This is a genomic window from Rhizorhabdus dicambivorans, assembly GCF_002355275.1.
Taxonomy (GTDB): Bacteria; Pseudomonadota; Alphaproteobacteria; order Sphingomonadales; family Sphingomonadaceae; genus Rhizorhabdus; species Rhizorhabdus dicambivorans.
In genome coordinates this window covers 295,045-317,250 of record NZ_CP023449.1, presented here as the reverse complement: position 1 = coordinate 317,250, position 22,206 = coordinate 295,045, and the positions used below count along the sequence as shown (strand labels likewise).

Annotated in this window: 26 protein-coding genes; 10 read left to right on the top strand and 16 right to left on the bottom strand. The window is 67.8% G+C overall.

The window, feature by feature from the left end:
- Positions 1 to 160: 160 nt before the first annotated feature.
- The 4 genes from hisF to hisB form a co-directional block, all read right to left on the bottom strand.
- Positions 161 to 922: an imidazole glycerol phosphate synthase subunit HisF gene (gene hisF / locus CMV14_RS01430; RefSeq protein ID WP_066959860.1), complete on the bottom strand. Its 762-nt coding sequence runs from the start codon at positions 920 to 922 to the stop codon at positions 161 to 163.
- On the bottom strand, positions 919 to 1,650 hold the full coding sequence (gene hisA, locus CMV14_RS01425) for a 1-(5-phosphoribosyl)-5-[(5-phosphoribosylamino)methylideneamino]imidazole-4-carboxamide isomerase (RefSeq protein ID WP_066959857.1): 732 nt from the start codon (positions 1,648 to 1,650) through the stop codon (positions 919 to 921). Before hisA ends, hisF begins: the two co-directional genes overlap by 4 nt.
- A 103-nt stretch (positions 1,651 to 1,753) precedes the next feature.
- Positions 1,754 to 2,368, bottom strand: coding sequence for an imidazole glycerol phosphate synthase subunit HisH (gene hisH / locus CMV14_RS01420; protein WP_066959855.1), 615 nt, complete (start codon positions 2,366 to 2,368; stop codon positions 1,754 to 1,756).
- Entirely contained in the window at positions 2,369 to 2,956 is a 588-nt protein-coding gene (gene hisB, locus CMV14_RS01415; protein WP_066959852.1) for an imidazoleglycerol-phosphate dehydratase HisB, read from the bottom strand.
- A 118-nt stretch (positions 2,957 to 3,074) separates the two neighbouring features.
- Between hisB and CMV14_RS01410 the strand changes: the two genes are divergently transcribed.
- Complete coding sequence (locus CMV14_RS01410) at positions 3,075 to 3,560, top strand: SspB family protein (protein ID WP_066959849.1); 486 nt, start codon at positions 3,075 to 3,077, stop codon at positions 3,558 to 3,560.
- A gap of 116 nt (positions 3,561 to 3,676) precedes the next feature.
- On the opposite strand, the gene gmk is transcribed toward CMV14_RS01410, so the two are convergent.
- The gene (gmk, locus tag CMV14_RS01405) at positions 3,677 to 4,333 is read right to left on the bottom strand and encodes a guanylate kinase (protein ID WP_066959845.1); all 657 of its coding nucleotides are present in this window, start codon (positions 4,331 to 4,333) and stop codon (positions 3,677 to 3,679) included.
- A 44-nt stretch (positions 4,334 to 4,377) separates the two neighbouring features.
- On the opposite strand from gmk, the gene CMV14_RS01400 reads away from it, so the two are divergent.
- Positions 4,378 to 4,908, top strand: a complete 531-nt coding sequence (locus tag CMV14_RS01400; protein ID WP_066959841.1) for a DUF1697 domain-containing protein — start codon at positions 4,378 to 4,380, stop codon at positions 4,906 to 4,908.
- Here the strand turns inward: CMV14_RS01400 and CMV14_RS01395 are convergent.
- The 10 genes from CMV14_RS01395 to CMV14_RS01350 all read right to left on the bottom strand — a co-directional run bounded on the left by CMV14_RS01395 (position 4,905) and on the right by CMV14_RS01350 (position 13,106).
- Positions 4,905 to 5,138, bottom strand: coding sequence for a hypothetical protein (locus CMV14_RS01395; RefSeq protein WP_066959839.1), 234 nt, complete (start codon positions 5,136 to 5,138; stop codon positions 4,905 to 4,907). The two genes, CMV14_RS01400 and CMV14_RS01395, sit on opposite strands and share 4 nt — an antisense overlap.
- A gap of 70 nt (positions 5,139 to 5,208) precedes the next feature.
- Positions 5,209 to 6,600, bottom strand: a complete 1,392-nt coding sequence (fumC, locus tag CMV14_RS01390; protein WP_066959836.1) for a class II fumarate hydratase — start codon at positions 6,598 to 6,600, stop codon at positions 5,209 to 5,211.
- 53 nt (positions 6,601 to 6,653) lie between these two features.
- Positions 6,654 to 7,979 carry a bifunctional folylpolyglutamate synthase/dihydrofolate synthase gene (locus tag CMV14_RS01385; protein ID WP_066959833.1) on the bottom strand — a complete coding sequence of 442 codons (1,326 nt, stop codon included), beginning with the start codon at positions 7,977 to 7,979 and terminating at the stop codon, positions 6,654 to 6,656.
- A 121-nt stretch (positions 7,980 to 8,100) separates the two neighbouring features.
- Positions 8,101 to 8,961, bottom strand: a complete 861-nt coding sequence (gene accD / locus CMV14_RS01380) for an acetyl-CoA carboxylase, carboxyltransferase subunit beta (RefSeq protein WP_066959830.1) — start codon at positions 8,959 to 8,961, stop codon at positions 8,101 to 8,103.
- The gene (gene trpA / locus CMV14_RS01375) at positions 8,958 to 9,776 is read right to left on the bottom strand and encodes a tryptophan synthase subunit alpha (RefSeq protein WP_066959827.1); all 819 of its coding nucleotides are present in this window, start codon (positions 9,774 to 9,776) and stop codon (positions 8,958 to 8,960) included. The genes accD and trpA overlap by 4 nt, the downstream gene beginning before the upstream one ends.
- Positions 9,773 to 10,999, bottom strand: a complete 1,227-nt coding sequence (gene trpB / locus CMV14_RS01370; protein ID WP_066959824.1) for a tryptophan synthase subunit beta — start codon at positions 10,997 to 10,999, stop codon at positions 9,773 to 9,775. The genes trpA and trpB overlap by 4 nt, the downstream gene beginning before the upstream one ends.
- Positions 10,996 to 11,640, bottom strand: a complete 645-nt coding sequence (locus tag CMV14_RS01365) for a phosphoribosylanthranilate isomerase (RefSeq protein WP_066960388.1) — start codon at positions 11,638 to 11,640, stop codon at positions 10,996 to 10,998. The genes trpB and CMV14_RS01365 overlap by 4 nt, the downstream gene beginning before the upstream one ends.
- 39 nt (positions 11,641 to 11,679) lie before the next feature.
- Complete coding sequence (locus tag CMV14_RS01360) at positions 11,680 to 12,366, bottom strand: Crp/Fnr family transcriptional regulator (protein ID WP_066959821.1); 687 nt, start codon at positions 12,364 to 12,366, stop codon at positions 11,680 to 11,682.
- A 93-nt stretch (positions 12,367 to 12,459) separates the two neighbouring features.
- Complete coding sequence (locus CMV14_RS01355) at positions 12,460 to 12,888, bottom strand: cupin domain-containing protein (RefSeq protein WP_066959818.1); 429 nt, start codon at positions 12,886 to 12,888, stop codon at positions 12,460 to 12,462.
- The gene (locus CMV14_RS01350; RefSeq protein ID WP_066960385.1) at positions 12,885 to 13,106 is read right to left on the bottom strand and encodes a hypothetical protein; all 222 of its coding nucleotides are present in this window, start codon (positions 13,104 to 13,106) and stop codon (positions 12,885 to 12,887) included. The genes CMV14_RS01355 and CMV14_RS01350 overlap by 4 nt, the downstream gene beginning before the upstream one ends.
- Before the next feature lie 92 nt (positions 13,107 to 13,198).
- Between CMV14_RS01350 and CMV14_RS01345 the strand changes: the two genes are divergently transcribed.
- The 6 genes from CMV14_RS01345 (at position 13,199) to CMV14_RS01320 (ending at position 18,012) form a co-directional block, all read left to right on the top strand.
- Positions 13,199 to 13,735, top strand: coding sequence for a hypothetical protein (locus CMV14_RS01345; RefSeq protein ID WP_066959815.1), 537 nt, complete (start codon positions 13,199 to 13,201; stop codon positions 13,733 to 13,735).
- A 74-nt stretch (positions 13,736 to 13,809) separates the two neighbouring features.
- Positions 13,810 to 14,187: a fluoride efflux transporter CrcB gene (crcB, locus tag CMV14_RS01340; RefSeq protein WP_066959812.1), complete on the top strand. Its 378-nt coding sequence runs from the start codon at positions 13,810 to 13,812 to the stop codon at positions 14,185 to 14,187.
- A complete protein-coding gene (locus tag CMV14_RS01335) occupies positions 14,184 to 15,311 on the top strand; it encodes an RluA family pseudouridine synthase (protein WP_066959809.1) in 1,128 nt (375 codons plus the stop codon). Before crcB ends, CMV14_RS01335 begins: the two co-directional genes overlap by 4 nt.
- Complete coding sequence (locus CMV14_RS01330) at positions 15,308 to 15,982, top strand: HAD-IA family hydrolase (RefSeq protein WP_066959806.1); 675 nt, start codon at positions 15,308 to 15,310, stop codon at positions 15,980 to 15,982. Before CMV14_RS01335 ends, CMV14_RS01330 begins: the two co-directional genes overlap by 4 nt.
- Positions 15,983 to 16,130: 148 nt before the next feature.
- Positions 16,131 to 16,823: an ATP12 family chaperone protein gene (locus CMV14_RS01325; RefSeq protein ID WP_066959803.1), complete on the top strand. Its 693-nt coding sequence runs from the start codon at positions 16,131 to 16,133 to the stop codon at positions 16,821 to 16,823.
- 208 nt (positions 16,824 to 17,031) lie between these two features.
- The gene (locus CMV14_RS01320) at positions 17,032 to 18,012 is read left to right on the top strand and encodes an IS481 family transposase (RefSeq protein ID WP_096367656.1); all 981 of its coding nucleotides are present in this window, start codon (positions 17,032 to 17,034) and stop codon (positions 18,010 to 18,012) included.
- Between the two features lie 123 nt (positions 18,013 to 18,135).
- Here the strand turns inward: CMV14_RS01320 and CMV14_RS01315 are convergent, their stop codons facing one another.
- Positions 18,136 to 18,699, bottom strand: coding sequence for a hypothetical protein (locus CMV14_RS01315; RefSeq protein WP_066965528.1), 564 nt, complete (start codon positions 18,697 to 18,699; stop codon positions 18,136 to 18,138).
- Between the two features lie 180 nt (positions 18,700 to 18,879).
- Between CMV14_RS01315 and CMV14_RS01310 the strand changes: the two genes are divergently transcribed.
- The gene (locus tag CMV14_RS01310) at positions 18,880 to 19,314 is read left to right on the top strand and encodes a DUF6628 family protein (protein ID WP_066965520.1); all 435 of its coding nucleotides are present in this window, start codon (positions 18,880 to 18,882) and stop codon (positions 19,312 to 19,314) included.
- 140 nt (positions 19,315 to 19,454) lie between these two features.
- Positions 19,455 to 22,139, top strand: a complete 2,685-nt coding sequence (gene acnA / locus CMV14_RS01305) for an aconitate hydratase AcnA (RefSeq protein ID WP_066965512.1) — start codon at positions 19,455 to 19,457, stop codon at positions 22,137 to 22,139.
- Positions 22,140 to 22,206 lie beyond the last annotated feature (67 nt).

The following is a 22,206-nucleotide window of genomic DNA, read 5'->3' as shown; positions in this document are numbered from 1 at the left end:
CTCCCTGCCGCGAAGCGGTGGGGAGGGGGACCGCGCCAAAGGCGTGGTGGAGGGGTTTCGACACTTCGGACCGAGATGCGCGTGAAAGGGTAGCAAACCCCTCCACCATCCGCTGCGCGGACGGTCCCCCTCCCCATCACTGCGCGATAGGGAGGATCCTTTACGCTCTGACCGGCAGCCTCGCTTCGCGCAGCGCCGCATGCGCCTCGGCGACGCTGTGCTGGCCGAAGTGGAAGATCGAGGCGGCCAGCACCGCGCTGGCGCCGCCCTTCACCACCCCGTCGACCAGATGGCCGAGATTGCCGACGCCGCCGCTGGCGATCACCGGGACCGATACCGCATCCGACACCGCCCGGGTCAGCGCCAGGTCATAGCCGTCGCGGGTGCCGTCGCGGTCCATCGACGTGAGGAGGATTTCGCCCGCGCCCAGCGAGGCAAGGCGTTTCGCATGCTCGACCGCGTCGATACCGGTCGGGTTGCGGCCGCCATGGGTGTAGATTTCCCATCTGCCGGGGCCGACATTGCGCGCGTCGACCGCGCCGACCACGCACTGCGCGCCGAACCGCTCGGCCATCTCGGCGCAGAGTTCGGGCCGCGCCACGGCGGCCGAGTTGACCGCGACCTTGTCGGCGCCCGCGAGCAGCAGCGCGCGCGCGTCTTCGGGGGTTCGCACCCCGCCGCCGACGGTCAGCGGCATGAAGCACACCGATGCCGTGCGCGCGACGACGTCGAGGATGGTGCCGCGCCCTTCATGGCTGGCGGTGATGTCGAGGAAGCACAGCTCGTCGGCGCCGGCCGCGTCATAGACCCGCGCCTGCTCGACCGGATCGCCGGCGTCCGCCAGGTCGACGAAGTTGACGCCCTTGACCACCCGGCCGCCGGCGACGTCGAGACAGGGGATGACGCGGACCCGGACGGTCATCCTCTCGCCACCTTCAGCGCCTCGGCGAGATCGAGCCGGCCGTCGTAAAGCGCGCGGCCGCTGATCACGCCTTCGATCCCGTCCTTGGCATGGGGGACGAGCGCATGGATGTCGTCGATGCTGGCGACGCCGCCGCTGGCGATCACCGGGATGGTCGCGTGGCGGGCGAGCGCGACGGTCGCCTCGACATTGCAGCCCTTGAGCAGCCCGTCGCGGCCGACATCGGTGAACAGCAGCGAGGCGACGCCGGCATCGGCGAAGCGATCGGCGAGATCGGTGATGCTCACGGTCGAGACCTCGGCCCAGCCATGGGTGGCGACATAGCCATCGCGCGCATCGACACCGACGACAATCCGGCCGGGCAGTTCCTTCGCAGCTTCCTTCACCAGATCGGGATTCTGCAGCGCGGCGGTGCCGATGATCACCCGCTCGACGCCAAGGCCGAGCCAGCGATCGATGCCGGCGCGGTCGCGGATGCCGCCGCCCAGCTCGACCTTGCCGGGAAAGGCCTTGAGGATGCTCTCGACCGCCTCGGCATTGACCGCCTTGCCCGCAAAGGCGCCGTCGAGATCGACGACATGGAGCCAGTCGGCCCCGGCCTCGGCGAATTTGCGGGCCTGATCGGCGGGGTCGTTCCCGTAGACGGTGGCGCGGTCCATGTCGCCCTCGGCGAGGCGGACGACCTGGCCGCCCTTCAGATCGATGGCGGGGAAGACGATGATGCTCATGATATCCGGCAAGGCTTCCGTTCGTCCCGAGCGAAGTCGAGGGACGTGGACTGGGAGGACGTGTCTCGACTTCGCTCGACACGAACGGAGGGCGTGGCAGCCGTCACGGCCGCCACGCCAGGAACCGGGCGAGGAAGGCAAGGCCATAGGCCTGGCTCTTCTCGGGATGGAACTGGACCCCGACGATATTGTCGCGGCCGACCGCGCCGGTGATCGGGCCGCCATGGTCGGTGGTCGCCAGCTGCTCGGACGGGTTCGCCACGTCGAAGGCGAAGCTGTGCAGATAATAGGCCTCGCCGGGCAGGATCAGCGGATGATCGCCGGTCGGCACCACGTCGTTCCAGCCCATGTGCGGCACCTTATGGTCGGCGCCCGGCGTCATCAGCCGCACGTCGCCGCCGATCCAGCCGAGGCCGGGGGTGCGGCCATGCTCATGCCCTGCATCGGCGAGCAGCTGCATGCCGACGCAGACGCCGAGGAAGGGCGCGCCGCGCTGGCGCACCGCGCGTTCCATCGCCTCCACCATGCCGGGGATCGCGGTCAGCCCGCCCATGCAGGCGGCGAAGGCGCCGACCCCGGGCAGCACCACCCGATCGGCGCGGGCGACGAGATCGGGATCGGCGGTGACGGTGGGGCTGCCGCCCGCCGCCTTCAGCGCATTCTCCACCGACCTCAGATTCCCCGCGCCATAATCGATCAGCGCGATGGTTTCGGCCACCTAGAGCATCCCCTTGGTCGAGGGGATCGCGTCGGCCTTGCGCGGATCGATCTCGATCGCGGTGCGCAGCGCGCGGGCGAGGCCCTTGTAACAGCTCTCGACGATGTGGTGCTGATTGCTGCCGTAGAGATTCTCGACATGCAGGGTGATCCCCGCCGCCTGGGCGAAGCTCTGGAACCAGTGGTCGATCAGCTCGGTGTCCCACTCGCCGAGGCGCGGGCCCTTCAATTCGACCTTCCATACCGTCCAGGGCCGGCCCGATATGTCGAGCGCGACGCGGGTCAGCGTCTCGTCCATCGGCGCATAGGCATGGCCATAGCGGGTGATGCCCTTCTTGTCGCCCAGCGCCTTGGCCAACGCCTCGCCGATCGCGATGCCGCTGTCCTCGGTGGTGTGGTGCTGGTCGATGTGCAGGTCGCCCGCGATCTTCACCTTCAGGTCGATCAGCGAATGGCGCGACAGCTGCTCCAGCATATGGTCGAGAAAGCCGATTCCGGTCGACACCTCATAGGCGCCGGTGCCGTCCAGGTTCAGCTCGACCGAGATATCGGTCTCGTTCGTCTTGCGTCGCGTCACAGCCGTCCGCATGGCCTGTCCCCTTGCCTGTGGCAAAAGCCCCACAGGAGTTGGCGCCGCTATAGCGAGGTTGCGCCGCGCTGCAACGCACGACTTGACCCGGCCGGGTCCAGCGTTCACCAGAGGGCTCATGAGCGATCAAGCGCCCGACAGCCTGATTCCCTATGACGAGATCGTCCAGGAGGCGCTTCGCGCGGTGGTCGGCCGCGTCCTCGGCGAGGTCGAGAAGGCCGGCGGACTGCCCGGCGAGCACCATTTCTACATCACCTTCAAGACCCAGGGCCAGGGCGTCGACATCCCCCGCCATCTGGTCGAGCGCTTCCCCGACGAGATGACGATCGTCATCCAGAACCGCTTCTGGGACCTGAAGGTGGGCAGCGACGGATTCGAGGTGGGCCTTTCGTTCAACCAGGTCCCGGCCCGGCTGATCATCCCCTTCGCGGCGGTAACCGGCTTCGTCGATCCGGCGGTGAATTTCGCGCTGCAGTTCCAGGCGCAGGTCGACGACGCCAGCGAGGATACCGGCCACAGCTCGGCCGGTAATGACGTGCCGCCGCCGGCCCCGGTCGAGGATGGCTCGAACGTCGTCTCGGTGGATTTCACCCGGAAGAAGTAGGGCGGGCTGCCCGCAGGGGCCGCCATGCTGAACCTGATTCACCATTCACCGAGCGCCGGAGCCAGTGGCGCGGTGGACCCCGAAACCAGTTCAGGGTGACGACCAAGGCTAGCCGTTCAGTGCCCCGGCGTGGTCAGCTTGCGGATGAAGCCGATCAGCCCGGTCTGGCGGCTGCGCTTCAGCCGCTCGGCCAGCAATATGTGCTGCACGTCCGCGAAGCAGCGATCGATATCGTCGTTGATCAGCACATAGTCATAGCCGTCCCAGTGGCTCACCTCGGCGGAGGCGCGCTGCATCCGGCCGACGATCACCTCCTCGCTGTCGGTGGCGCGCTTGCGCAGCCGGTCCTCCAGCTCGGCCATCGACGGCGGCAGGATGAAGACGCGGACCACATCGCCGCCGCAGGTCTGGTGGAGTTGCTGCGCGCCCTGCCAGTCGATGTCGAACAGCACGTCGAGCCCGCTGTCGAGCATCTGGTCGATCGGCTGCTTGGGGCTGCCGTAGCGATGATTGAAGACATGCGCCCATTCGAGGAATTCGTGGTTGTCGACCATCGCCCGGAAATGGTCGAGGTCGACGAAATTATAATCGACCCCGTCGACCTCCCCCGGACGCATCGGCCGGGTCGTCGCGGAGACTGACATCTTCAGATTGTCGTCGGTGGCGAGCAGCCGCCGCGCGATCGTTGATTTGCCCGCGCCCGAGGGCGATGAGAGGACGAACAGCACGCCGCGGCGCTTGAGGTTGATGTGGGGAGTCGAGCTTTCGGCCATGGCGGCACTTGCCCCGGCACCCCCTCCCGCGTCAATGTCCTTCGATGGAAAAGACGATCGTCCTGCTCCGAGCGGTCAATGTCGGCGGGCGCAAGCTGCCGATGGCGGAACTGCGCGACCTGTGCCGCGCCGATGGCTTTGACGATGTGCAGACCTATATCCAGAGCGGCAATCTCGTGCTGACGGCAAAGTCCGCCGCCGATGCGGAGAAACGGATCGAAGCCCTGATCGCGAAGCATTTCGGCTTCACCTCCGAGGCGATCGCGCGGACCGCGCGGCAATGGGCGGCCTATGCCAAGGGATCGCCCTTCGCCGATGCGGACGAGCGCGCCAACAGGGTGCATCTCGGCCTGGCCAAGGAGCCGCTGAACCGCGATGTCGCGCAAAAGCTGGCCGAGCGCGCGGCGCTGGGCGAGATCATCGAGGTGCGCGGCGACGCGCTGTGGATCGATTTCCGGGAAGGCGTCGGCGAATCAAAGCTGCTTCCCGCCTTCATCAACAAATGCGCGGGATCGCCGGTGACGATGCGCAACTGGCGCACCGTGCTCAAGCTCGACGAGATGGCAGGAAACTAGATCGAGGGCGGCACGTCGCCCGCCATGGCGTTCGTCCGGGCCCGGTCCGCCTTGCGGCGGTCGAGCGCCTTCTTGGCGACATAGGCGCCGCCGAGCAGCAGGCCGATCGGCCCCGCGCGGCGAAGGATTCCGGCCGAGGCGGCGCCGAGCAGCGCGCCCTTCATCCCGCCCTGGCCATCGCGCCGATCGATCTCGCGGCCAACCAGCGCGCCGATGAGCTTGCCGATCATGTCGAATCTCCCTGTTGAACGGATTTGATGGAGAATCGCGCGGAGAGAACAGAAGTTCCTTTCCTAAGGTTCAGCGCCCCACCATCGTCTCGGGCCGCACCACCCGGTCGAAAGTCGCCTCGTCGATCAGGCCGAGCGCCAGCCCGGCCTCTTTCAGGGTCAGCCCCTCATGATGGGCATGCTTGGCGATCTTCGCCGCATTGTCGTAGCCGATCTCCGGTGCGAGCGCGGTGACCAGCATCAGCGATCGGCCGACCAGATCGGCGATCCGCGCGCGATCGGGCTCCATCCCGTCGAGGCAGCGTTCGGTGAAGCTCTCCATCCCCGTCGCCAGCAGCGTGATCGAGCGGAGCACCGCCGCGCCGATCAGCGGCTTGAACACGTTGAGTTCGAGATGGCCCTGCAGGCCGCCGACCGTCACCGCCTGATGGTTGCCGATCACCTGCGCCGCGACCATCGTCAGCATCTCGCACTGGGTGGGGTTGACCTTGCCGGGCATGATCGAGCTGCCGGGCTCATTCTCGGGCAGGATCAGCTCGCCGAGTCCGGATCGCGGGCCCGAGCCGAGCAGGCGGATGTCGTTGGCGATCTTGGTGAGCGCCACCGCCAGCGTCGAAAGCGTGCCCGAGAGGTGGACGAGCGGGTCGTTGGAGGCGAGCGCCTCGAATTTGTTGGGGGCGGTGACGAAGGGCAGGCCGGTCAGTTCGGCGATCTCCGCCGCGATCGCCTCGGCGAAACCGGGCGCCGCGTTCAGCCCGGTGCCGACCGCGGTGCCGCCCTGCGCCAGCTTCATCATGCCGCCCTTGGTGGCCCCCTCCAGCCGCCTGCGGCAGGCGACCAGCTGGGCGGCATAGCCCGAGAATTCGTGGCCCAGGGTCAGCGGGGTCGCATCCTGGAGATGGGTGCGGCCGATCTTGACGATGTCGTCCCAGGCCTGCGCCTTGCCGGCCAGCGCGGCGAGCATGTGGTCGAGCGCTGGATAGAGATGGCGGTGGACGGCGAGGGCGGCGGCGATGTGCAGCGCGGTCGGGAAGCTGTCGTTCGACGACTGGCCCATGTTGACGTGATCATTGGGGTGGACCGGCGCCTTGCCGCCGCGCGTGCCCGACAGCGCCTCATTGGCGCGGCCGGCGATCACCTCGTTGACGTTCATGTTCGATTGGGTGCCCGATCCCGTCTGCCAGATCACCAGCGGGAAATGCGCGTCGAGCCTGCCGGCGGCGACCTCCGCCGATGCCGCCTCGATCGCATCGGCGAGGTTCGCGTCGAGGCCATGGGCGCGGTTCACCCGGGCGGCGGCCTGCTTCACCAGCGCCAGCGCGTGGACGATGCCGATCGGCATCCGCTCCTCGGGTCCGAACGGGAAATTCTCGATCGATCGCTGGGTCTGCGCGCCCCAATAGGCGCTGGCGGGGACTTCGATCGGGCCGAAGCTGTCGGTCTCGGTGCGGGTGTCGGACATGGGCCGATCCTACGCCAATCCCGGCCCGGCGGAAATGCGCGGCTGCGCTCCTGTCAGTCGAGCACCGTCCCGTTGCGTTCGAGCGCGCGGCCGGCGAGGTAGAGCGAGCCGCCGATCAGCACCACCGGCGGCTTCAGGGTCGATTGTGCCGCGATCATCGCCAGCGCGCCTTCGAAGCCCGCCGCCGGTGACGCTTCGAAGCCGGCGAGGCGCGCGATCTCGGCCAGGGTGGCGGGGGCATGATGGTCGTGGCCGGGCACCGGCACCATGTGAAACCGGGCGGGCAATCGGCCCATCGCCGCCAGGAAGCCGCCGGCATCCTTGTTCTCGAGCAGCCCCATGACGATGTGGAGCGGCCGGTCGGCCTCGACATGGCCGCGCAGGAAATCGCCGATCACGCGGCCGGCGGAGGGGTTGTGCCCGCCGTCGATCCACAGTTCCGATCCCGGCGGCAGCATCTCGACCAGATCGCCGCCGCGCAGATGCTGGAGCCGCGCCGGCCAGTCGGCCCAGCCCATCGCCGCGCGCAGCGCCGAGGCGGGGATGTCGAGCGCCGACTGATGCCGGAGCATCGCCACCGCGAGCGCGGCGTTGGTCGCCTGATGCTCGCCGGCGAGGCCGGGCAGGGGAAGGTCGAGCTTGCCCTGCACGTCGCGATAATGGAGCCGGCCCTGATAGGCGGCGGCATCCCAGCTGCCGCCCTTGACGTGCCATATGCCGCCCGCCGCCTCGATCGTCGCGCCCACCCGATCAGCGACGCCGGGCGGATAATGGAGGGTGACGACCGGCACGCCCGGCTTGGCGATGCCGGCCTTCTCGGCGGCGATCGCCTCGATCGTGTTGCCCAGGAAGGCCTGGTGGTCGAGCCCGAGCTGGGCGACGCCGCAGGCGGCGGGGGCGGGGATGATGTTGGTCGCGTCGAGCCGGCCGCCCAGCCCGACCTCGACGATGCAGGCATCGGCCGGTGTGCGGCTGAAGGCGAGCAGCGCGGCGGCGGTCGTCACCTCGAAGAAGCTGGCGCCGATATCCCCGCCGACGTCGAGCACCTCGGCGAGCAATGTAGCGAGTGCTTCATCCTCGATCAGGCTGCCGGCGACGCGGATGCGCTCGTTGAAGCGGACGAGGTGCGGGCTGGTGAAGACATGCGCCTTGAGCCCCGCCGCCTCGATCGCCGCGCGCAGATAGGCGCAGGTCGATCCCTTGCCGTTGGTTCCCGCGACATGGAGGACCGGCGGCAGCGAGAGCTGCGGATTGCCGAGCCGGTCGCAAAGCCGCGCGATCCGGTCGAGCCCGAGGATGTCGGCGCCCGGCGACAGCAGCGAAAGCCGGTCGAGCTGGGCCTGGACGGCGGGGTGCGAGGAGATGGCGTGGTCGGGCATCAGCTCCCCCTCCCTTTCAAGGGAGGGGGAAGGGGGGTGGGTGAAGCACGAAATGAGGATGGAAGACGAAGATACCGCCTCACCCACCCCCTGGCCCCCTCCCTTGAAAGGGAGGGGGAAGTCATGCCGCCTTCTTCCCCGTGCCGGGGCAGAGATAGTCGATCAGCCGGGCGAGTTCGGCGCGCAGGTCGTGGCGCTTCACCACCATGTCGAGCATGCCGTGCTCCAGCAGATATTCGGCCCGCTGGAAGCCTTCGGGCAGCTTTTCGCGGATGGTCTGTTCGATCACCCGCTGGCCGGCGAAGCCGATCAGCGCGCCCGGCTCGGAGATCTGGATGTCGCCCAGCATCGCATAGGATGCGGTGACGCCGCCGGTGGTGGGATCGGTCATCACCACGATATAGGGCAGCCCCGCCTCGCGCAGCTGGGCGATGGCGACGGTCGTCTTGGGCATCTGCATGAGGGACAATATGCCCTCCTGCATGCGGGCGCCCCCTGCCGCCGTGAAGACGATATAGGGGCATTTGTCGGCGATCGCCGCCTGCACGCCCGCGACGAAGGCGGCGCCCACCGCCAGCCCCATCGATCCGCCCATGAAGGCGAAGTCCTGCACGCCGACCACGGCTCGGAAGCCCTCGATCGTGCCGCGCGCGTTGAGGAAGGCGTCCTGCTCGCCGGTCTTGGCGCGGGCTTCCTTGATCCGGTCGGTGTAGCGCTTCGAATCGCGGAACTTCAGCGGGTCCTCGCGCACCTGGGGGATCGGCAGCGGGGTGAAGACGCCATTGTCGAACAGCTGGTCGAAGCGCGCGTCGGGGCCGATCCGGCCATGATGCTCGCATTTCGGGCAGACCGACAGGTTCGCCTCATATTCCTTGGCGAAGATCATCTGCTGGCAGGCCGGGCATTTGTGCCAGAGATTGTCCGGGCTTTCGCGCTTGGCGATGAACGGGATCTTGCGGGCGACTCGATTCAGCCAGCTCATGCGGCCTTCTCCTTCGCCGCCCTGCGGACGGCGGCGCTGAGGGTGGAGGTGAAATCCCGTACCGGACCGGCGGCGTTCACGCCATGCTCGCCGACCAGATCGACGATCGCCGAGCCGACCACGACGCCGTCGGCGACCCGACCGATCGCCTCGGCCTGCTCCGGCCCGCGCACGCCGAAGCCGACCGCGACGGGCAGATCGGTCGCCGCCTTGAAGCGGGCGACGGCCTCCTCGATGCTGGCCTGGCCCGCCTGCTGCATGCCGGTTATGCCGGCGACCGAGACATAATAGAGGAAGCCAGAGGCGCCATCGAGCACCGCCGGCAGCCGCCTGGCATCGGTGGTGGGGGTGGCGAGGCGGATCGGATCGATCCCGGCGGCGCGCAAGGCCGGGCCGAGCGCGGCGTCCTGCTCGGGCGGGATATCGACGCAGATCACCCCGTCGACGCCCGCCTTCTTCGCTTCCGCCGCGAACCATTCGGGCCCGCGCCGCAGCATCGGATTGGCATAGCCCATCAGCACCAGCGGCACCGAGGGGTGGCGGGCGCGGAAAGCCGCGGCGATGCGCAGCAGGTCGGCGGTGGTGGTGCCGGCGCCCAGCGCGCGGAGATTGGCGCGCTGGATGGCCGGGCCGTCGGCCATCGGATCGGTGAAGGGCATGCCCAGCTCGATCAGGTCGGCGCCGCCCTCGACCAGCGCGTCCAGGATCGCGGCGGTGCCCGCCGGGCTCGGATCGCCCCCGGTGACGAACGTGACCAGCGCGGCGCGGCCTTCGGCGCGGGTGCGGGCGAAGGTGTCGGCGATGCGGCTGCTCATATCGCCACCCCCTGCCGCTGGGCGATGGTCGGAATGTCCTTGTCGCCCCGGCCCGACAGGTTGACGAGGATGATCCGATCCTTGTCCATGGTCGCCGCGATCCGCTCGGCCGCGGCCAGCGCATGCGCCGATTCGAGCGCGGGGATGATGCCCTCCAGCTTGGTCAGCCGCTGGAAGCTGGCGACCGCCTCCTCGTCGGTGACGGGGACATAGTCGACCCGGCCCATATCGTGGAGCCAGCTATGTTCCGGGCCGACGCCCGGATAGTCGAGCCCGGCCGAGATCGAATGCGCCTCGGTGATCTGGCCGTCCTCGTCCTGGAGCAGATAGGTGCGGTTGCCGTGCAGCACCCCCGGCGAACCGCCGCCGATGCTCGCCGCGTGGCGGCCCTCCATGCCTTCGCCCGCCGCCTCGGCGCCGATCATCTTCACCGCAGGATCGTCGAGGAAGGGGTGGAACAGGCCGATCGCGTTCGAACCGCCGCCGACCGCCGCCACCAGCAGATCGGGCAGGCGGCCCTCGGCCTCCAATATCTGCCCGCGCGCCTCATGGCCGATGATCGACTGGAAATCGCGTACCAGCTCGGGATAGGGGTGCGGCCCCGCCACCGTGCCGATGATGTAGAAGGTGTCGTGGACGTTGGCGACCCAGTCGCGCAGCGCCTCGTTCAGCGCGTCCTTGAGCGTCTGCGCGCCCGAGGTGACCGGCACCACCTCCGCGCCGAGCAGCTTCATCCGGAACACATTGGGCTGCTGCCGCTCGACATCGACCGCGCCCATGAACACGGTGCAGGGCAGGCCGAAGCGGGCGGCGACGGTGGCGGTGGCGACGCCGTGCGATCCCGCGCCGGTCTCGGCGATGATCCGGGTCTTGCCCATCCGCCGGGCCAGCAGGATCTGGCCGATGCAATTGTTGATCTTGTGCGCGCCGGTGTGGTTCAGGTCCTCGCGCTTCAGATAGATTTTCGCGCCGCCGACCTCGGCGGTCAGCCGCTCCGCGAAATAGAGCGGGCTGGGGCGGCCGACATAATGCCGCATCAGATCGTCGAACTCGGCCTGGAAGGCCGGATCGGCCCGGGCGGCGCGATATTCGCGCTCCAGGTCGTGGATCAGCGGCATCAGCGTCTCGCTGACATAGCGGCCGCCATAGGGGCCGAAGAGCCCGTCCTCGTCGGGGCCGCCGCGCAGCGTGTTGGGTCGAGGGGTCTGGTTGTTGGCGGTCATAATGAGGCGACCCGTTGGAGGAAGGCGGCGATCTTGTCCACATCCTTGATGCCGGGGGCGCTTTCGACGCCCGAACTCGTGTCGATCAGCCGCGCCCCGGTGCGCCCCGCCGCGTCGGCGACATTGCCCGCGTCGATCCCCCCCGAAAGTGCCCAGCGCTGCGGGTGCGCGAAACCGTCGAGCAGGGTCCAGTCGAAGCGCAGGCCCATGCCGCCGGGGAGCGTCCCCTCGGGGGTCTTGGCGTCATAGAGGATCAGATCGGCCACCGGCCGATAGAGTTTCGCCGCATCGAGATCGGCGCGGGTGCGGATCGATATCGCCTTCCACAACGCGATGCCCGGATGGCGGCGGCGCAGCGCGGCAAGGCGTTCGGGGGGCTCCTTGCCATGCAGCTGGATCGTGTCGACCCCGCCGATGCCGATCGCCCGGTCGATCACCTCGTCCTCGGCATCGACGAACACGCCGACCTTGCCGACATGGGGCGGCACCCGCAGGGTCAGGGCGCGTGCCTGATCGGCGGCGAGGTTGCGCGGGCTTTTCGGAAAGAAGACGAAGCCGGCATGGCTCGCCCCATGGGCGATCGCCGCGTCCACCGTCTCCGGCGTCGAAAGCCCGCAGATCTTGGCGGTTACGCGCTGCATCGCGGCCATGTCGGCCGATGGGCCGGCTTCGTCAACCCGTCAGTCGGCGGCTTCGGCGATCTGGGTCAGATAGTCCGGATCGATGATCCGGATTTTGCCCTGGGTCAGCTCGATCACGCCTTCGCTGGCCCAGGCGGCGAGCTGGCGGTTGATATTCTCGCGGCTGATGCCGACAAAGCTGCCCAGCTCGGACTGGCTGAGGTCGCGGGTCAGGCGGGTGCCGTGGACCTTCTGGTCGGTCAGCCGCTTGAGATAGCGGGCGAGGCGCGGGCCGGTGGTGAAGGCACGGTCGCTCTCGATCGTCATGTCGCTCTCGCGCAGGCGGCGGGCCATCTCGCGCAGCAGGCGGATCGCGACCTTGGGATGCCGCTCGATGAAGCCGAAGAAATGGGTGCGGGAGATGCGCAGCAGCCGCCCCGCCCACATCGCGATCGCGGATGCCGTGCGCGGCTGATCGTCGAGCACCGCGATCTCGCCCAGCACCGCGCCGGCTTCGGCATAGTCGAGGATGATCTCGCGTCCGTTGGGCGTCACCATCGAGACGCGGACGACGCCGTCGAGGACGAGGATCAGCGAGGTGCCCTCGTCGCCCTGGCGCAATATCTCCTCATTGGCCTTGGTGGTCTGGAGCGTGCCGATCGACAGCAGATCGGCCAGCTGGCTGTCGTCGCATTCGGAAAAGACGCTGCCCTTGGGCAGCTGCGCGGCGAGTTCGGCTGGCGTCATCTTGCTCCCCCAAGGCAACGCCCCCGTCGCCCGAACCGCGAAACTGCGCGCTACCGGCCGATTCTGCAAGAAGGCGCAGGTTTCGAGACCGTATCAGTCTCCGACAGCAGGGCTCCAGCCGGGCGGTGCCAGCTCGAAACCGGCGAAATCGAAGCCAGGCGCGACGATGCAGCTGACCAGCGCCCAGCCGCCCCGCGTCTCGGCCGCCTGCCACCAGCCGGCGGGGACGAGGCCCTGGGGATGCTCGCCCGCCAGCACGTCGGCCCCGATCCGGATCGTCTCCACCGGGCCCTGCCCGTCGCGGGCGATCCTCAGGTCGATCGGGGTGCCGGCGTGGAACAGCCACAGCTCGGCCGCGTCGACCCGGTGCCAGTGCGAACGCTGCCCGGCCTCCAGCAGAAAATAGATGGCGGTGGCATGGCCGCGCCCTTCCGTGCCCTCTCTCCACGTCTCGCGATACCAGCCGCCCTCCGGATGCGGGGCCAGGCCCAGCCGTTCGATCAGGGCATGGGGATCGCTCAGAACAGTCCGCCGCCCATGATCAGCCGGACGATCCCGACCACCAGCACGAAGCTGTTGAGCCGGCGCCCGCTATCCTGCCGCGACAGGATGCCGAAGGCGGCACCCATCAGCGCCACCGGCACCACCGCCCAGTTCATCCAGCCCAGGAAGGGGAAGAAGCCGAGAATGGCGCCGCCCAGCGCGACGAAACCGATCACCAGCGAAACGAGATTGAACATGGCCGGCAGCATCCTCCATGTCGGGCGGGATTGCAACTGGTGTAGTATTTTAATAATACAGCTTGGGTTCGGATGACGCCGGGAGAAGGACGATGCGCAAGGCGGTGCTGGGATGGATGCTTCCGATGCTGCTGCTCGCAGGCTGCGAGCTGAAGGTCGGCAAGGACGGGAACGACCAGGGCGGCGATTCGGCCTCGGTCAGCATCGGCGCCGACGGCAATATCGCGGTCTCGGCCAATGACGGCAAGGAGGGGGTGTCGATCGACACCCCTGGTTTCGGCGGCCGGATCAACATCAAGGGCATGCGGCTCGGCAGCGACAATATGGAGATCGACGGGATGAAGCTCTATCCCGGCACCGAGCTTTCCGCGATCAACGTCGTCGACCGGGAGGGCCCCGACAATGGCCAGGTCGACATGCGCTTCACCAGCCCCGCCGCGCCCGACAAGGTCGCGGCCTATTATGCCGATGCCGGCCGCGCGGCCGGTTTCCGCGACGTCGCGGTGACGCGGCAGGGCGCCGCCGCAACCTTCAGCGCCATCAAGGAGGACAATGACCGGGTGACGATCAGCATCGCCCCGGCGGCCGGCGGATCGAGCGGGCGCATCCGGGTACAGGACGGCAAGTGAAGGATGATTCCCCTCCCTGAGCGGGAGGGGGAGAAAAAGTGGCGTCCCGTCGCCCCACTCGCTAAAGGGGCGCCATGCCCCCGCTTTTCCTCGTCATGCTGGGCGGCGCGATCGGCGCCGGCTTCCGCTATCATATCGGCACCGTCGCGCTGAGGAATCTCGGCCCCGGCTTTCCGTTCGGCACCTGGATCGTCAACCTGCTCGGCGGGCTGCTGATGGGAGTGCTGGCCGGGGTGATCGCGCGCACGCCGCTCGAGGGCGAGCCGCTTCGCCTGTTCCTCGGCGTCGGCGTGCTCGGCGGCTTCACCACCTTCTCGGCGTTCAGCCTCGAAAGCTTCGATATGCTGTCGCGCGGCGAATATATGATGGCGACCGCCTATGCGGTCTCGTCGGTGGCGGGATCGATCCTGATGCTGTTCTTCGGCCTCGCGCTCGGCAGGGCCGTCGCATGAGCGAGACTTCCGACAAGGCAGCCGGCGGCGAGGGCCGTCAGTTCACCGTCGCCGACGATGACGATGGCATCCGGCTCGACCGCTGGTTCAAGCGGCACATGGCCGATACCAGCTTCAACATCGTCTCGCGCTGGGCGCGCACCGGCCAGCTCCGGGTCGACGGCAAGCGGGCCGCGCCCGGCGACCGGATCGAGGCGGGCCAGATCATCCGCGTGCCCCCGGCCGAGGTGGCCGCCGCCGCCACCGCCGCCAAGACGCAGCGCCCGGCCAAGCCGCGCGCCCCGCTGAGCGCGGAGGAGACCGAACTGGCGCAGTCGATGGTGATCCATCGGGACAAGGCGGCGATCGTCCTCAACAAGCCCCCCGGCCTCGCGACGCAAGGCGGCACCAAGACCGAGGTCCATGTCGATCGCCTGCTCGATGCGCTGACCTTCGAGGCGGAAGGTCGGCCGAAGCTGGTCCACCGGCTCGACAAGGACACGTCCGGCGTGCTGCTGGTCGCGCGCAACGCCCGCGCCGCCGGCCATTTCGCCAAGGCGTTCAGCAGCCGCACGGCGCGCAAGATCTATTGGGCGATCGTCACCGGGGTTCCCTCGATCGAGGACGGGATGATCGAGCTGCCGATCGCCAAGCAGCCCGGCACCGGCGGCGAGAAGATGCATGTCGACGAGAAGGAAGGCAGCCCCGCCCGCACCCGCTATCGGGTGATCGAGCGCGCCGGCAACCGCGCCTGCTGGGTCGAGCTGCAGCCCTATACCGGCCGTACCCACCAGCTGCGCGTCCATATGGCGGCGATCGGCCACCCGATCGTCGGCGACGGCAAATATGGCGGGGCGGAGGCCTTCCTGTCGGGCACGATCAGCCGCAAGATGCATCTCCACGCGCGGCGCCTGAGGGTCGATCATCCCGATGGCGGCCAGATCGACATGCGGGCCGAGCTGCCCGAGCATTTCGCCGAGACGCTGCGCAACCTGGGTTTCGAGGAGGCGCGGGGTGATGCGCTGCCGATCGACGAGGTGAAGTTCGCGGACACGCCCGAAGGCAAGAAGCGGGCGCTCGCCCACAAGGCGAAGGACGCGCGCAAGGCGCGGCGCGGCGAACGGCGCGGGCGCAACCGCGCATGAACCGTCTCGCCATCTTCGACTGCGACGGCACGCTGGTCGACAGCCAGGCCAATATCTGCCGGGCGATGGCGGAGGCCTTTGCGGTCGAGAAGCTGACCCCGCCCGAGGACCCGGCGATCCGCCGCGTCGTCGGCCTCAGCCTCACCCAGGCGGTGGCGGCGCTGCTGCCCCAGGCCGACCATGATCTCCATGTCCGGCTCGGCGAGACCTACAAGCGCGCCTTCCAGGGGATGCGCGGCCGCGGCCAGGTCGAGGAGCCGCTGTTCCCCGGCGTCGCCGAGGTGCTGCGCGCGCTGGATACCGAGGGCTGGATGCTGGCGGTCGCCACCGGCAAGTCCGACCGCGGCCTCCAGCATTGTCTGGAAACTCATGGTATCGAGGCACTGTTCGTCTCGCTCCAGACCGCCGACCGCCATCCGTCGAAGCCGCATCCGTCGATGGCGCTGCAGGCGATGGCCGACGCCGGCGCCGCGCCCGAGACCAGCGTGATGATCGGCGACACCAGCTTCGACATCGGCATGGGCATCAACGCCGGCTGTACCGCGGTCGGCGTCGCCTGGGGCTATCATGACGCGGCCGAGCTGTTCGACGAGGGCGCCCATTTCGTCGCCGACCGGCCCGAGCAGTTGCCCGAGATATTGCGGACAGCGCTGGAAGTCCGGGCCTCCTGATTTTTCGTCATGCGGAATTGCTTCAGCATCCACCAGGCCGCCTGGACTGGTTTGGCGGAGACACGGCCCTTGAAACAGAACCGGGATGTCCGACCAGGGCTCCCGGTGGATGCTGAAACAGGTTCAGCATGACGATTGAGATGGACAGATGAAGCGTTTCTACAAGACCGTCACCACCGAAGCGGTCGCGGGCGGCCATGCCATCCGGCTGGACGGCCGCGCGGTGAAGACCCCGGCGCGGGCCGATCTCGTCCTGCCGACATCGGCGCTGGCCCATGCCGTCGCCGCCGAATGGGATGCGCAGGCCGAGGAGATCGATCCGCGATCGATGCCGCTCACCGGTCTCGCCAATGCCGCGATCGACCGGGTCGCGCCCGATCCGGCGGCTTTCACGCAAGGGCTCGCCGCCTATGCCGAGACCGACCTGCTCTGCTACCGCGCCGAAAGCCCGGCCGAGCTGGTCGGCAGCCAGGCCGAGGCGTGGGACCCGCTGCTCGACTGGGCGCAGCAGCGCTATGACATCCATTTCGAGCTGGCCGAAGGCATCGTCCACCGCGCCCAGCCGCCCGAGACGGTCGCCCGCCTCGCCGCCGCGATCCACCAGCGGGATGCGTTCGCGCTCGCCGCGCTCCAGCCGCTCGTCACCATCTCGGGCTCGCTGGTGATCGCACTGGCGCTGGCTGAGGGAGAGATCGACGTCGAAAGCGCCTTCGCCGCCGCCCATCTCGACGAGCTGTGGCAGATCGAGCAATGGGGCGAGGACGAATTGGCCCGCCAGGCGCGCGAGAACAAGCGGGCGGATTTCAAGGCGGGTGCCCGCTTCCTGGCGTTGTTGGTTTAGCCCAGCGCCGCTGGGCTGGCCCTCAGACGCCGGGCGGCCAGCCTCCGCTGGCCTTGGCTTCCTCGCAATAAGCTCGGACGCGCTGCACGCGCTTGCCTCTTCGAACCTCTGCAATTCCGACCTAGATGTGAGCTTTCAGGAGGTTGTTCATCCGGCGTGACCGGATCAGACTGATGTTGCGACACGTCAGGTCTGGAGGAACGACCGGATGAACATCCACAAGAATGCCCGAACCACGCCCTTCAGTCGAGCCGAGATCGTCCGGCGCGTGATGGTTCTGCGCGAGACGCCCAGGGCGGTCGCGACCGCCCTGGGCGTCTCGGAGCGAACCGTAGCCAAGTGGCTGGCACGTTATCGGATCGAAGGCGAAGCCGGTCTCGTCGACCGCAGCTCGCGCCCACACGCCATGCCCCGCGCCACGCCCGCCGACCGCATCGAGCAGGTCATCGCCCTGCGCCGTCAGCGCCTCTGCGGCAAGCAGATCGCCGCCACGCTGAAGCTCTCGCCAGCCACTGTCAGCCGGATACTGCGCAACGCACGCTTGAGCCGAATGCGCGATCTCGATCCTCCCGAGCCCATCCGTCGCTATGAGCGCGCGCACCCCGGCGAGCTGATCCACATCGACATCAAGAAGCTCGGCCGCTTCGAACGCGTCGGCCATCGCATCACCGGCAATCGGACAAAGCAGAGCAGCACTCGCGGCAGCCGTGCTGGCGAGCGCTACGGCGCGGGCTGGGAGTTCGTCCACGTCTGCATCGACGATGCCTCGCGCATCGCCTTCAGCCAGATCCTCCCCGACGAAAAGAAGGAAAGCGCAACCGCCTTCCTCTTCGCCGCCATCGCCTATTATCAAAGCCTCGGCATCACTGTCTCGCGCGTCATGACCGACAACGGCGCCTGCTACAAAAGCTTCGCCTTCCGCGACGCCTGCAAAGCACTCGGCCTCAAGCACATCCGCACCAAACCCTACACGCCCAAGACTAACGGCAAGGCCGAACGCTTCATCCAGACCAGCTTACGCGAATGGGCATATGCTCGCGCCTATCCAACCTCCGAGCACCGCAAACGCGCCCTCAGTCCATGGCTCCATAATTATAACTGGCACCGCCCCCACGGCAGCTTACAATCACAACCGCCCATCAGCCGACTACGTCAGCCAATGAATAACCTGTTGAGGCTCCACACCTAGAGCCCGGCGTCGGATCGCACGGCGATCCGCAAGGCCGAACGGCCGCCCGAGCTTATGCGAGGAAAGCCAAGCGAGGCGGATGCCTCGCGCCCGGCGCCTGAGGGCCTAACAAAAGACTCGCGCTCAGCTCTGGATTCCCCCCTTCGGCAGGAACCAGCGGGCGATGATCAGCCCCGCGACCGCCAGGCCGATAAAGTCGCTCAGGAACAGATAGACCCAGTAACCATAGCCGAAATGGTTGAAGATCGGCTGGCCGATCTCGATGTAGAGCGTGGCGGCCAGCGCGAACAGGATCGCGATCCGCGCCCGGCTGAAGAAGTCGGGCACGCGCGAGCCGACCGCGCCCATCGCCAGCGCGATGATCAGCCCGGTCACGATCGCCAGCACGAAGCCCGATAGCAGCGAGGCGCTGTCGACCACCGGGAAGCCCCCGGTGTTGAAATGCACCATCGCCACCGGGCCGCGCGCATAGAGGATGTCGCCGGCGGCCGATCCTGTCGCCGGGATCGCATAGGTGCCCGTGCCGGTTATCGTCAGATTCTCGGCCAGCGCCTGCTGGATCGCCGCCGATTGCGGCTGCTCGATCCGGTTGAAGGCGAGCTGGCTGAGCGGCGTCCCCCAGAAGATGAAGCCGATGAAGAACATCGCAACGCCCGCGAACACGCCGCCGAGCAAGGTCTTGGCCATGAGGGACCCTCCCATATCAATAGCGACAGGCTAGGCGCTTGATCGTTGCACGCAAGCAATAGTGCGGCGGGCCGTGGTGCGGGGGCGCCCATCGCCCAGTTCGGGGGAGGGGAATATTATTGAGATTGACTTGCAATAGCAGAGATGCTCTTTCTGGTTCCGCCGAGAGGAGAAAGAGCCATGACCGAGCCCGCCGCATCGACTGCACGACTGTTGCCCCACAGCGCCCCCGACGAAAGCGGCGCGCGGCTCCTTCTTCTCTCGGTACGGCGCATCGGCGTCGGCGGGCTCAACGATGCCCACGCGGCCAGCCAGATGATCGGGGCCTTCGGCCTCGGCTTCCGCCGCCCGCTGGTGCTGGTCCGCGCGCTGATGGCGGAACTGGCGCGCGCCTCGTCGCGGTCGATCATGATCGCGCCGAGCTGCTGCTGCCGGATGACGATGGCCGAAGCGATGCTGGTCCGGGCGGTCGCGGGCGCCAACAGCGATCCGCGCGCGGCGCATGACCGGCTCTGCCGCCTCTGCGGGATCGAAACCGCGATCGGGGTGCTGTCGAGCGCGCAGGCGGTGGCGCAGGCCTTCGCCGATCTGGGGCGGCCGGTCGAGATCGACTGACGATCCTCGCCGCACCCGCCGCCGCGGCCCGGCTTCCGCGGGGCCGACGCGGAATCGACGGCCCCTTGTCTCTTTTCCTGAGGGGCGCCGCTTCCTATATGATCCCTATACTCTCGCATTTGCAGCATAGGGGCATAGCGATGACGGCCGTCGGTCAGGACTCTCTCAAAACCCGTTCCACCCTCAATGTCGATGGCAAGCATTACGCCTATTATTCGCTCGCCAAGGCGGCGGAGAAGCTCGGCGACATCTCGCGTCTGCCCTTCTCGATGAAGGTGCTGCTGGAAAATCTGCTCCGCTTCGAGGACGGCACCACCGTCACCACCGAGGATGTCCAGGCAATCGTCGACTGGCAGAAGGAGCGGACCTCCGAGCGCGAGATACAGTATCGTCCGGCGCGCGTGCTGATGCAGGATTTCACCGGCGTCCCCTGCGTGGTCGATCTCGCCGCGATGCGCGATGCGATGAACAAGCTTGGCGGCGATGCCCAGAAGATCAATCCGCTGGTGCCCGTCCACCTCGTCATCGATCACTCGGTGATGGTCGACAGCTTCGGCACCCCCAAGGCGTTCGACGAGAATGTCGCGCTCGAATATGCCCGCAATGGCGAGCGCTACGAGTTCCTGCGCTGGGGCTCGAAGGCGCTCAACAATTTCAAGGTGGTGCCCCCGGGCACCGGCATCTGCCACCAGGTCAACCTGGAGAATATCGCCCAGACCGTCTGGGCCTCGGCCGATGGCTCGGGGGTTGAGGTCGTCTATCCGGACACCTGTGTCGGCACCGACAGCCACACCACGATGGTCAACGCGCTGGGCGTGCTGGGCTGGGGCGTCGGCGGGATCGAGGCGGAAGCGGCGATGCTCGGCCAGCCGGTGTCGATGCTGATTCCCGAGGTGGTCGGCTTCAAGCTGTCGGGCACCCTCAACGAGGGCATAACCGCGACCGATCTGGTGCTGACCGTTACCCAGATGCTGCGTGCCAAGGGCGTGGTCGGCCGCTTCGTCGAATTCTATGGCCCCGGCCTCGACGCGCTGTCGCTCGCCGATCGCGCGACGATCGCCAACATGGCGCCCGAATATGGTGCGACCTGCGGCTTCTTCCCGATCGACGACGCCACCCTGATCTATCTGCGCCTCACCGGCCGTTCGGCCGAGAGCGTCGCGCTGGTCGAGGCCTATGCCAAGGAGCAGGGCTTCTGGCGCGACGCGACCGCGCCCGATCCGGTGTTCACCGACACGCTTCACCTCGACATGTCGACCGTCCAGACCTCGCTCGCCGGCCCGAAGCGCCCGCAGGACCGCGTCCTGCTCGCCTCGGTCGACGACGGTTTCAACAGCGAACTGGCCTCGGGCTACAAGAAGGGCGACGAGGCCGACAAGCGCGTGCCCGTTGAGGGCGAAAGCTTCGATCTTGGCCATGGCGATGTGGTGATCGCCGCGATTACGAGCTGCACCAACACCTCGAATCCGTCGGTGATGGTCGCCGCCGGGCTGGTGGCGCGCAAGGCCAACGCGCTGGGCCTGAAGGCCAAGCCCTGGGTCAAGACCTCGCTCGCCCCCGGCAGCCAGGTCGTCACCGACTATCTCGAAAAGGCCGGGCTCCAGAAGGATCTCAACGCGATCGGCTTCGATCTGGTCGGCTATGGCTGCACCACCTGCATCGGCAATTCGGGTCCGCTGCCCGATCCGATCTCGAAGGCGATCAACGGCAATGATCTCGTCGCCAGCGCCGTGCTATCGGGCAACCGCAATTTCGAGGGCCGCGTCTCGCCTGACGTGCGCGCCAATTATCTGGCCTCGCCGCCGCTGGTCGTCGCCTATTCGCTGTTCGGCACCACCGCGAAGGATATCACCGTCGATCCGATCGGGGAGTCCGCCGAGGGCAAGCCGGTCTATCTGAAGGACATCTGGCCCACCACGGCCGAGGTCGCCAACACCGTCGCCGCCGCGATCGACAGCGAGATGTTCAAGAGCCGCTACGCCAATGTCTACCAGGGCGACAAGAACTGGCAGGCGATCAACGTCGAGGGCTCGGACACCTACACATGGCGCGCCGGCTCCACCTATGTCGCCAACCCGCCCTATTTCGAGGGCATGTCGATGACCCCGGCCCCGGTCCAGGACATCATCGAGGCGCGGCCGCTGGCGATCTTTGCCGATTCGATCACCACCGACCACATCAGCCCGGCGGGCTCGATCAAGCTCGACAGCCCGGCGGGCCGCTTCCTGACAGAGCATCAGGTGGCGAAGGCCGACTTCAACAGCTATGGTGCGCGCCGCGGCAATCACGACATCATGATGCGCGGCACCTTCGCCAACATCCGCATCAAGAACCAGATGATCCCCGGCATCGAAGGCGGCATGACGAAGCACATCCCCTCCGGTGAGGTGATGGCGATCTACGACGCCGCGATGAAGTACAAGGCCGAGGGAACCCCGCTGGTCGTCATCGCCGGCAAGGAATATGGCACCGGATCGTCACGCGACTGGGCGGCCAAGGGCACCAACCTGCTCGGCGTCCGCGCGGTCATCACCGAGAGCTTCGAGCGCATCCACCGCTCGAACCTCGTCGGCATGGGCGTGCTGCCGCTCCAGTTCGCCGAAGGGGTCGACCGCAACACGCTGAAGCTCGACGACAGCGAGACTTTCACGATCGAGGGCGTCGCCAGCCTGCGCCCGCGCCAGCCCGTGACGGTGAAGCTGACCCGCGCCGACGGATCGACCGAAACGTTCGAGACGCGCTGCCGGATCGATACCGTCAACGAGCTGGAATATTTCCTCAACGGCGGGATTCTTCAGTACGTGCTGAGGAAGCTGGCAGCGTAACGACTTCAATCCCCCTCCCGCTTGCGGGAGGGGTTAGGGGTGGGCTTCGCGCTATCCGCGAGCGCCC

Coding starts and splice junctions, on each gene's coding strand:
- hisF (WP_066959860.1), bottom strand. CDS start 922: ATGACCGTCCGGGTCCGCGTCATCCCCTGTCTCGACGTCGCCGGCGGC.
- hisA (WP_066959857.1), bottom strand. CDS start 1,650: ATGAGCATCATCGTCTTCCCCGCCATCGATCTGAAGGGCGGCCAGGTC.
- hisB (WP_066959852.1), bottom strand. CDS start 2,956: ATGCGGACGGCTGTGACGCGACGCAAGACGAACGAGACCGATATCTCG.
- CMV14_RS01410 (WP_066959849.1), top strand. CDS start 3,075: ATGAGCGATCAAGCGCCCGACAGCCTGATTCCCTATGACGAGATCGTC.
- gmk (WP_066959845.1), bottom strand. CDS start 4,333: ATGGCCGAAAGCTCGACTCCCCACATCAACCTCAAGCGCCGCGGCGTG.
- CMV14_RS01400 (WP_066959841.1), top strand. CDS start 4,378: ATGGAAAAGACGATCGTCCTGCTCCGAGCGGTCAATGTCGGCGGGCGC.
- CMV14_RS01395 (WP_066959839.1), bottom strand. CDS start 5,138: ATGATCGGCAAGCTCATCGGCGCGCTGGTTGGCCGCGAGATCGATCGG.
- fumC (WP_066959836.1), bottom strand. CDS start 6,600: ATGTCCGACACCCGCACCGAGACCGACAGCTTCGGCCCGATCGAAGTC.
- CMV14_RS01385 (WP_066959833.1), bottom strand. CDS start 7,979: ATGCCCGACCACGCCATCTCCTCGCACCCCGCCGTCCAGGCCCAGCTC.
- accD (WP_066959830.1), bottom strand. CDS start 8,961: ATGAGCTGGCTGAATCGAGTCGCCCGCAAGATCCCGTTCATCGCCAAG.
- trpA (WP_066959827.1), bottom strand. CDS start 9,776: ATGAGCAGCCGCATCGCCGACACCTTCGCCCGCACCCGCGCCGAAGGC.
- trpB (WP_066959824.1), bottom strand. CDS start 10,999: ATGACCGCCAACAACCAGACCCCTCGACCCAACACGCTGCGCGGCGGC.
- CMV14_RS01365 (WP_066960388.1), bottom strand. CDS start 11,640: ATGCAGCGCGTAACCGCCAAGATCTGCGGGCTTTCGACGCCGGAGACG.
- CMV14_RS01360 (WP_066959821.1), bottom strand. CDS start 12,366: ATGACGCCAGCCGAACTCGCCGCGCAGCTGCCCAAGGGCAGCGTCTTT.
- CMV14_RS01350 (WP_066960385.1), bottom strand. CDS start 13,106: ATGTTCAATCTCGTTTCGCTGGTGATCGGTTTCGTCGCGCTGGGCGGC.
- CMV14_RS01345 (WP_066959815.1), top strand. CDS start 13,199: ATGCGCAAGGCGGTGCTGGGATGGATGCTTCCGATGCTGCTGCTCGCA.
- crcB (WP_066959812.1), top strand. CDS start 13,810: ATGCCCCCGCTTTTCCTCGTCATGCTGGGCGGCGCGATCGGCGCCGGC.
- CMV14_RS01335 (WP_066959809.1), top strand. CDS start 14,184: ATGAGCGAGACTTCCGACAAGGCAGCCGGCGGCGAGGGCCGTCAGTTC.
- CMV14_RS01330 (WP_066959806.1), top strand. CDS start 15,308: ATGAACCGTCTCGCCATCTTCGACTGCGACGGCACGCTGGTCGACAGC.
- CMV14_RS01325 (WP_066959803.1), top strand. CDS start 16,131: ATGAAGCGTTTCTACAAGACCGTCACCACCGAAGCGGTCGCGGGCGGC.
- CMV14_RS01320 (WP_096367656.1), top strand. CDS start 17,032: ATGAACATCCACAAGAATGCCCGAACCACGCCCTTCAGTCGAGCCGAG.
- CMV14_RS01315 (WP_066965528.1), bottom strand. CDS start 18,699: ATGGCCAAGACCTTGCTCGGCGGCGTGTTCGCGGGCGTTGCGATGTTC.
- CMV14_RS01310 (WP_066965520.1), top strand. CDS start 18,880: ATGACCGAGCCCGCCGCATCGACTGCACGACTGTTGCCCCACAGCGCC.
- acnA (WP_066965512.1), top strand. CDS start 19,455: ATGACGGCCGTCGGTCAGGACTCTCTCAAAACCCGTTCCACCCTCAAT.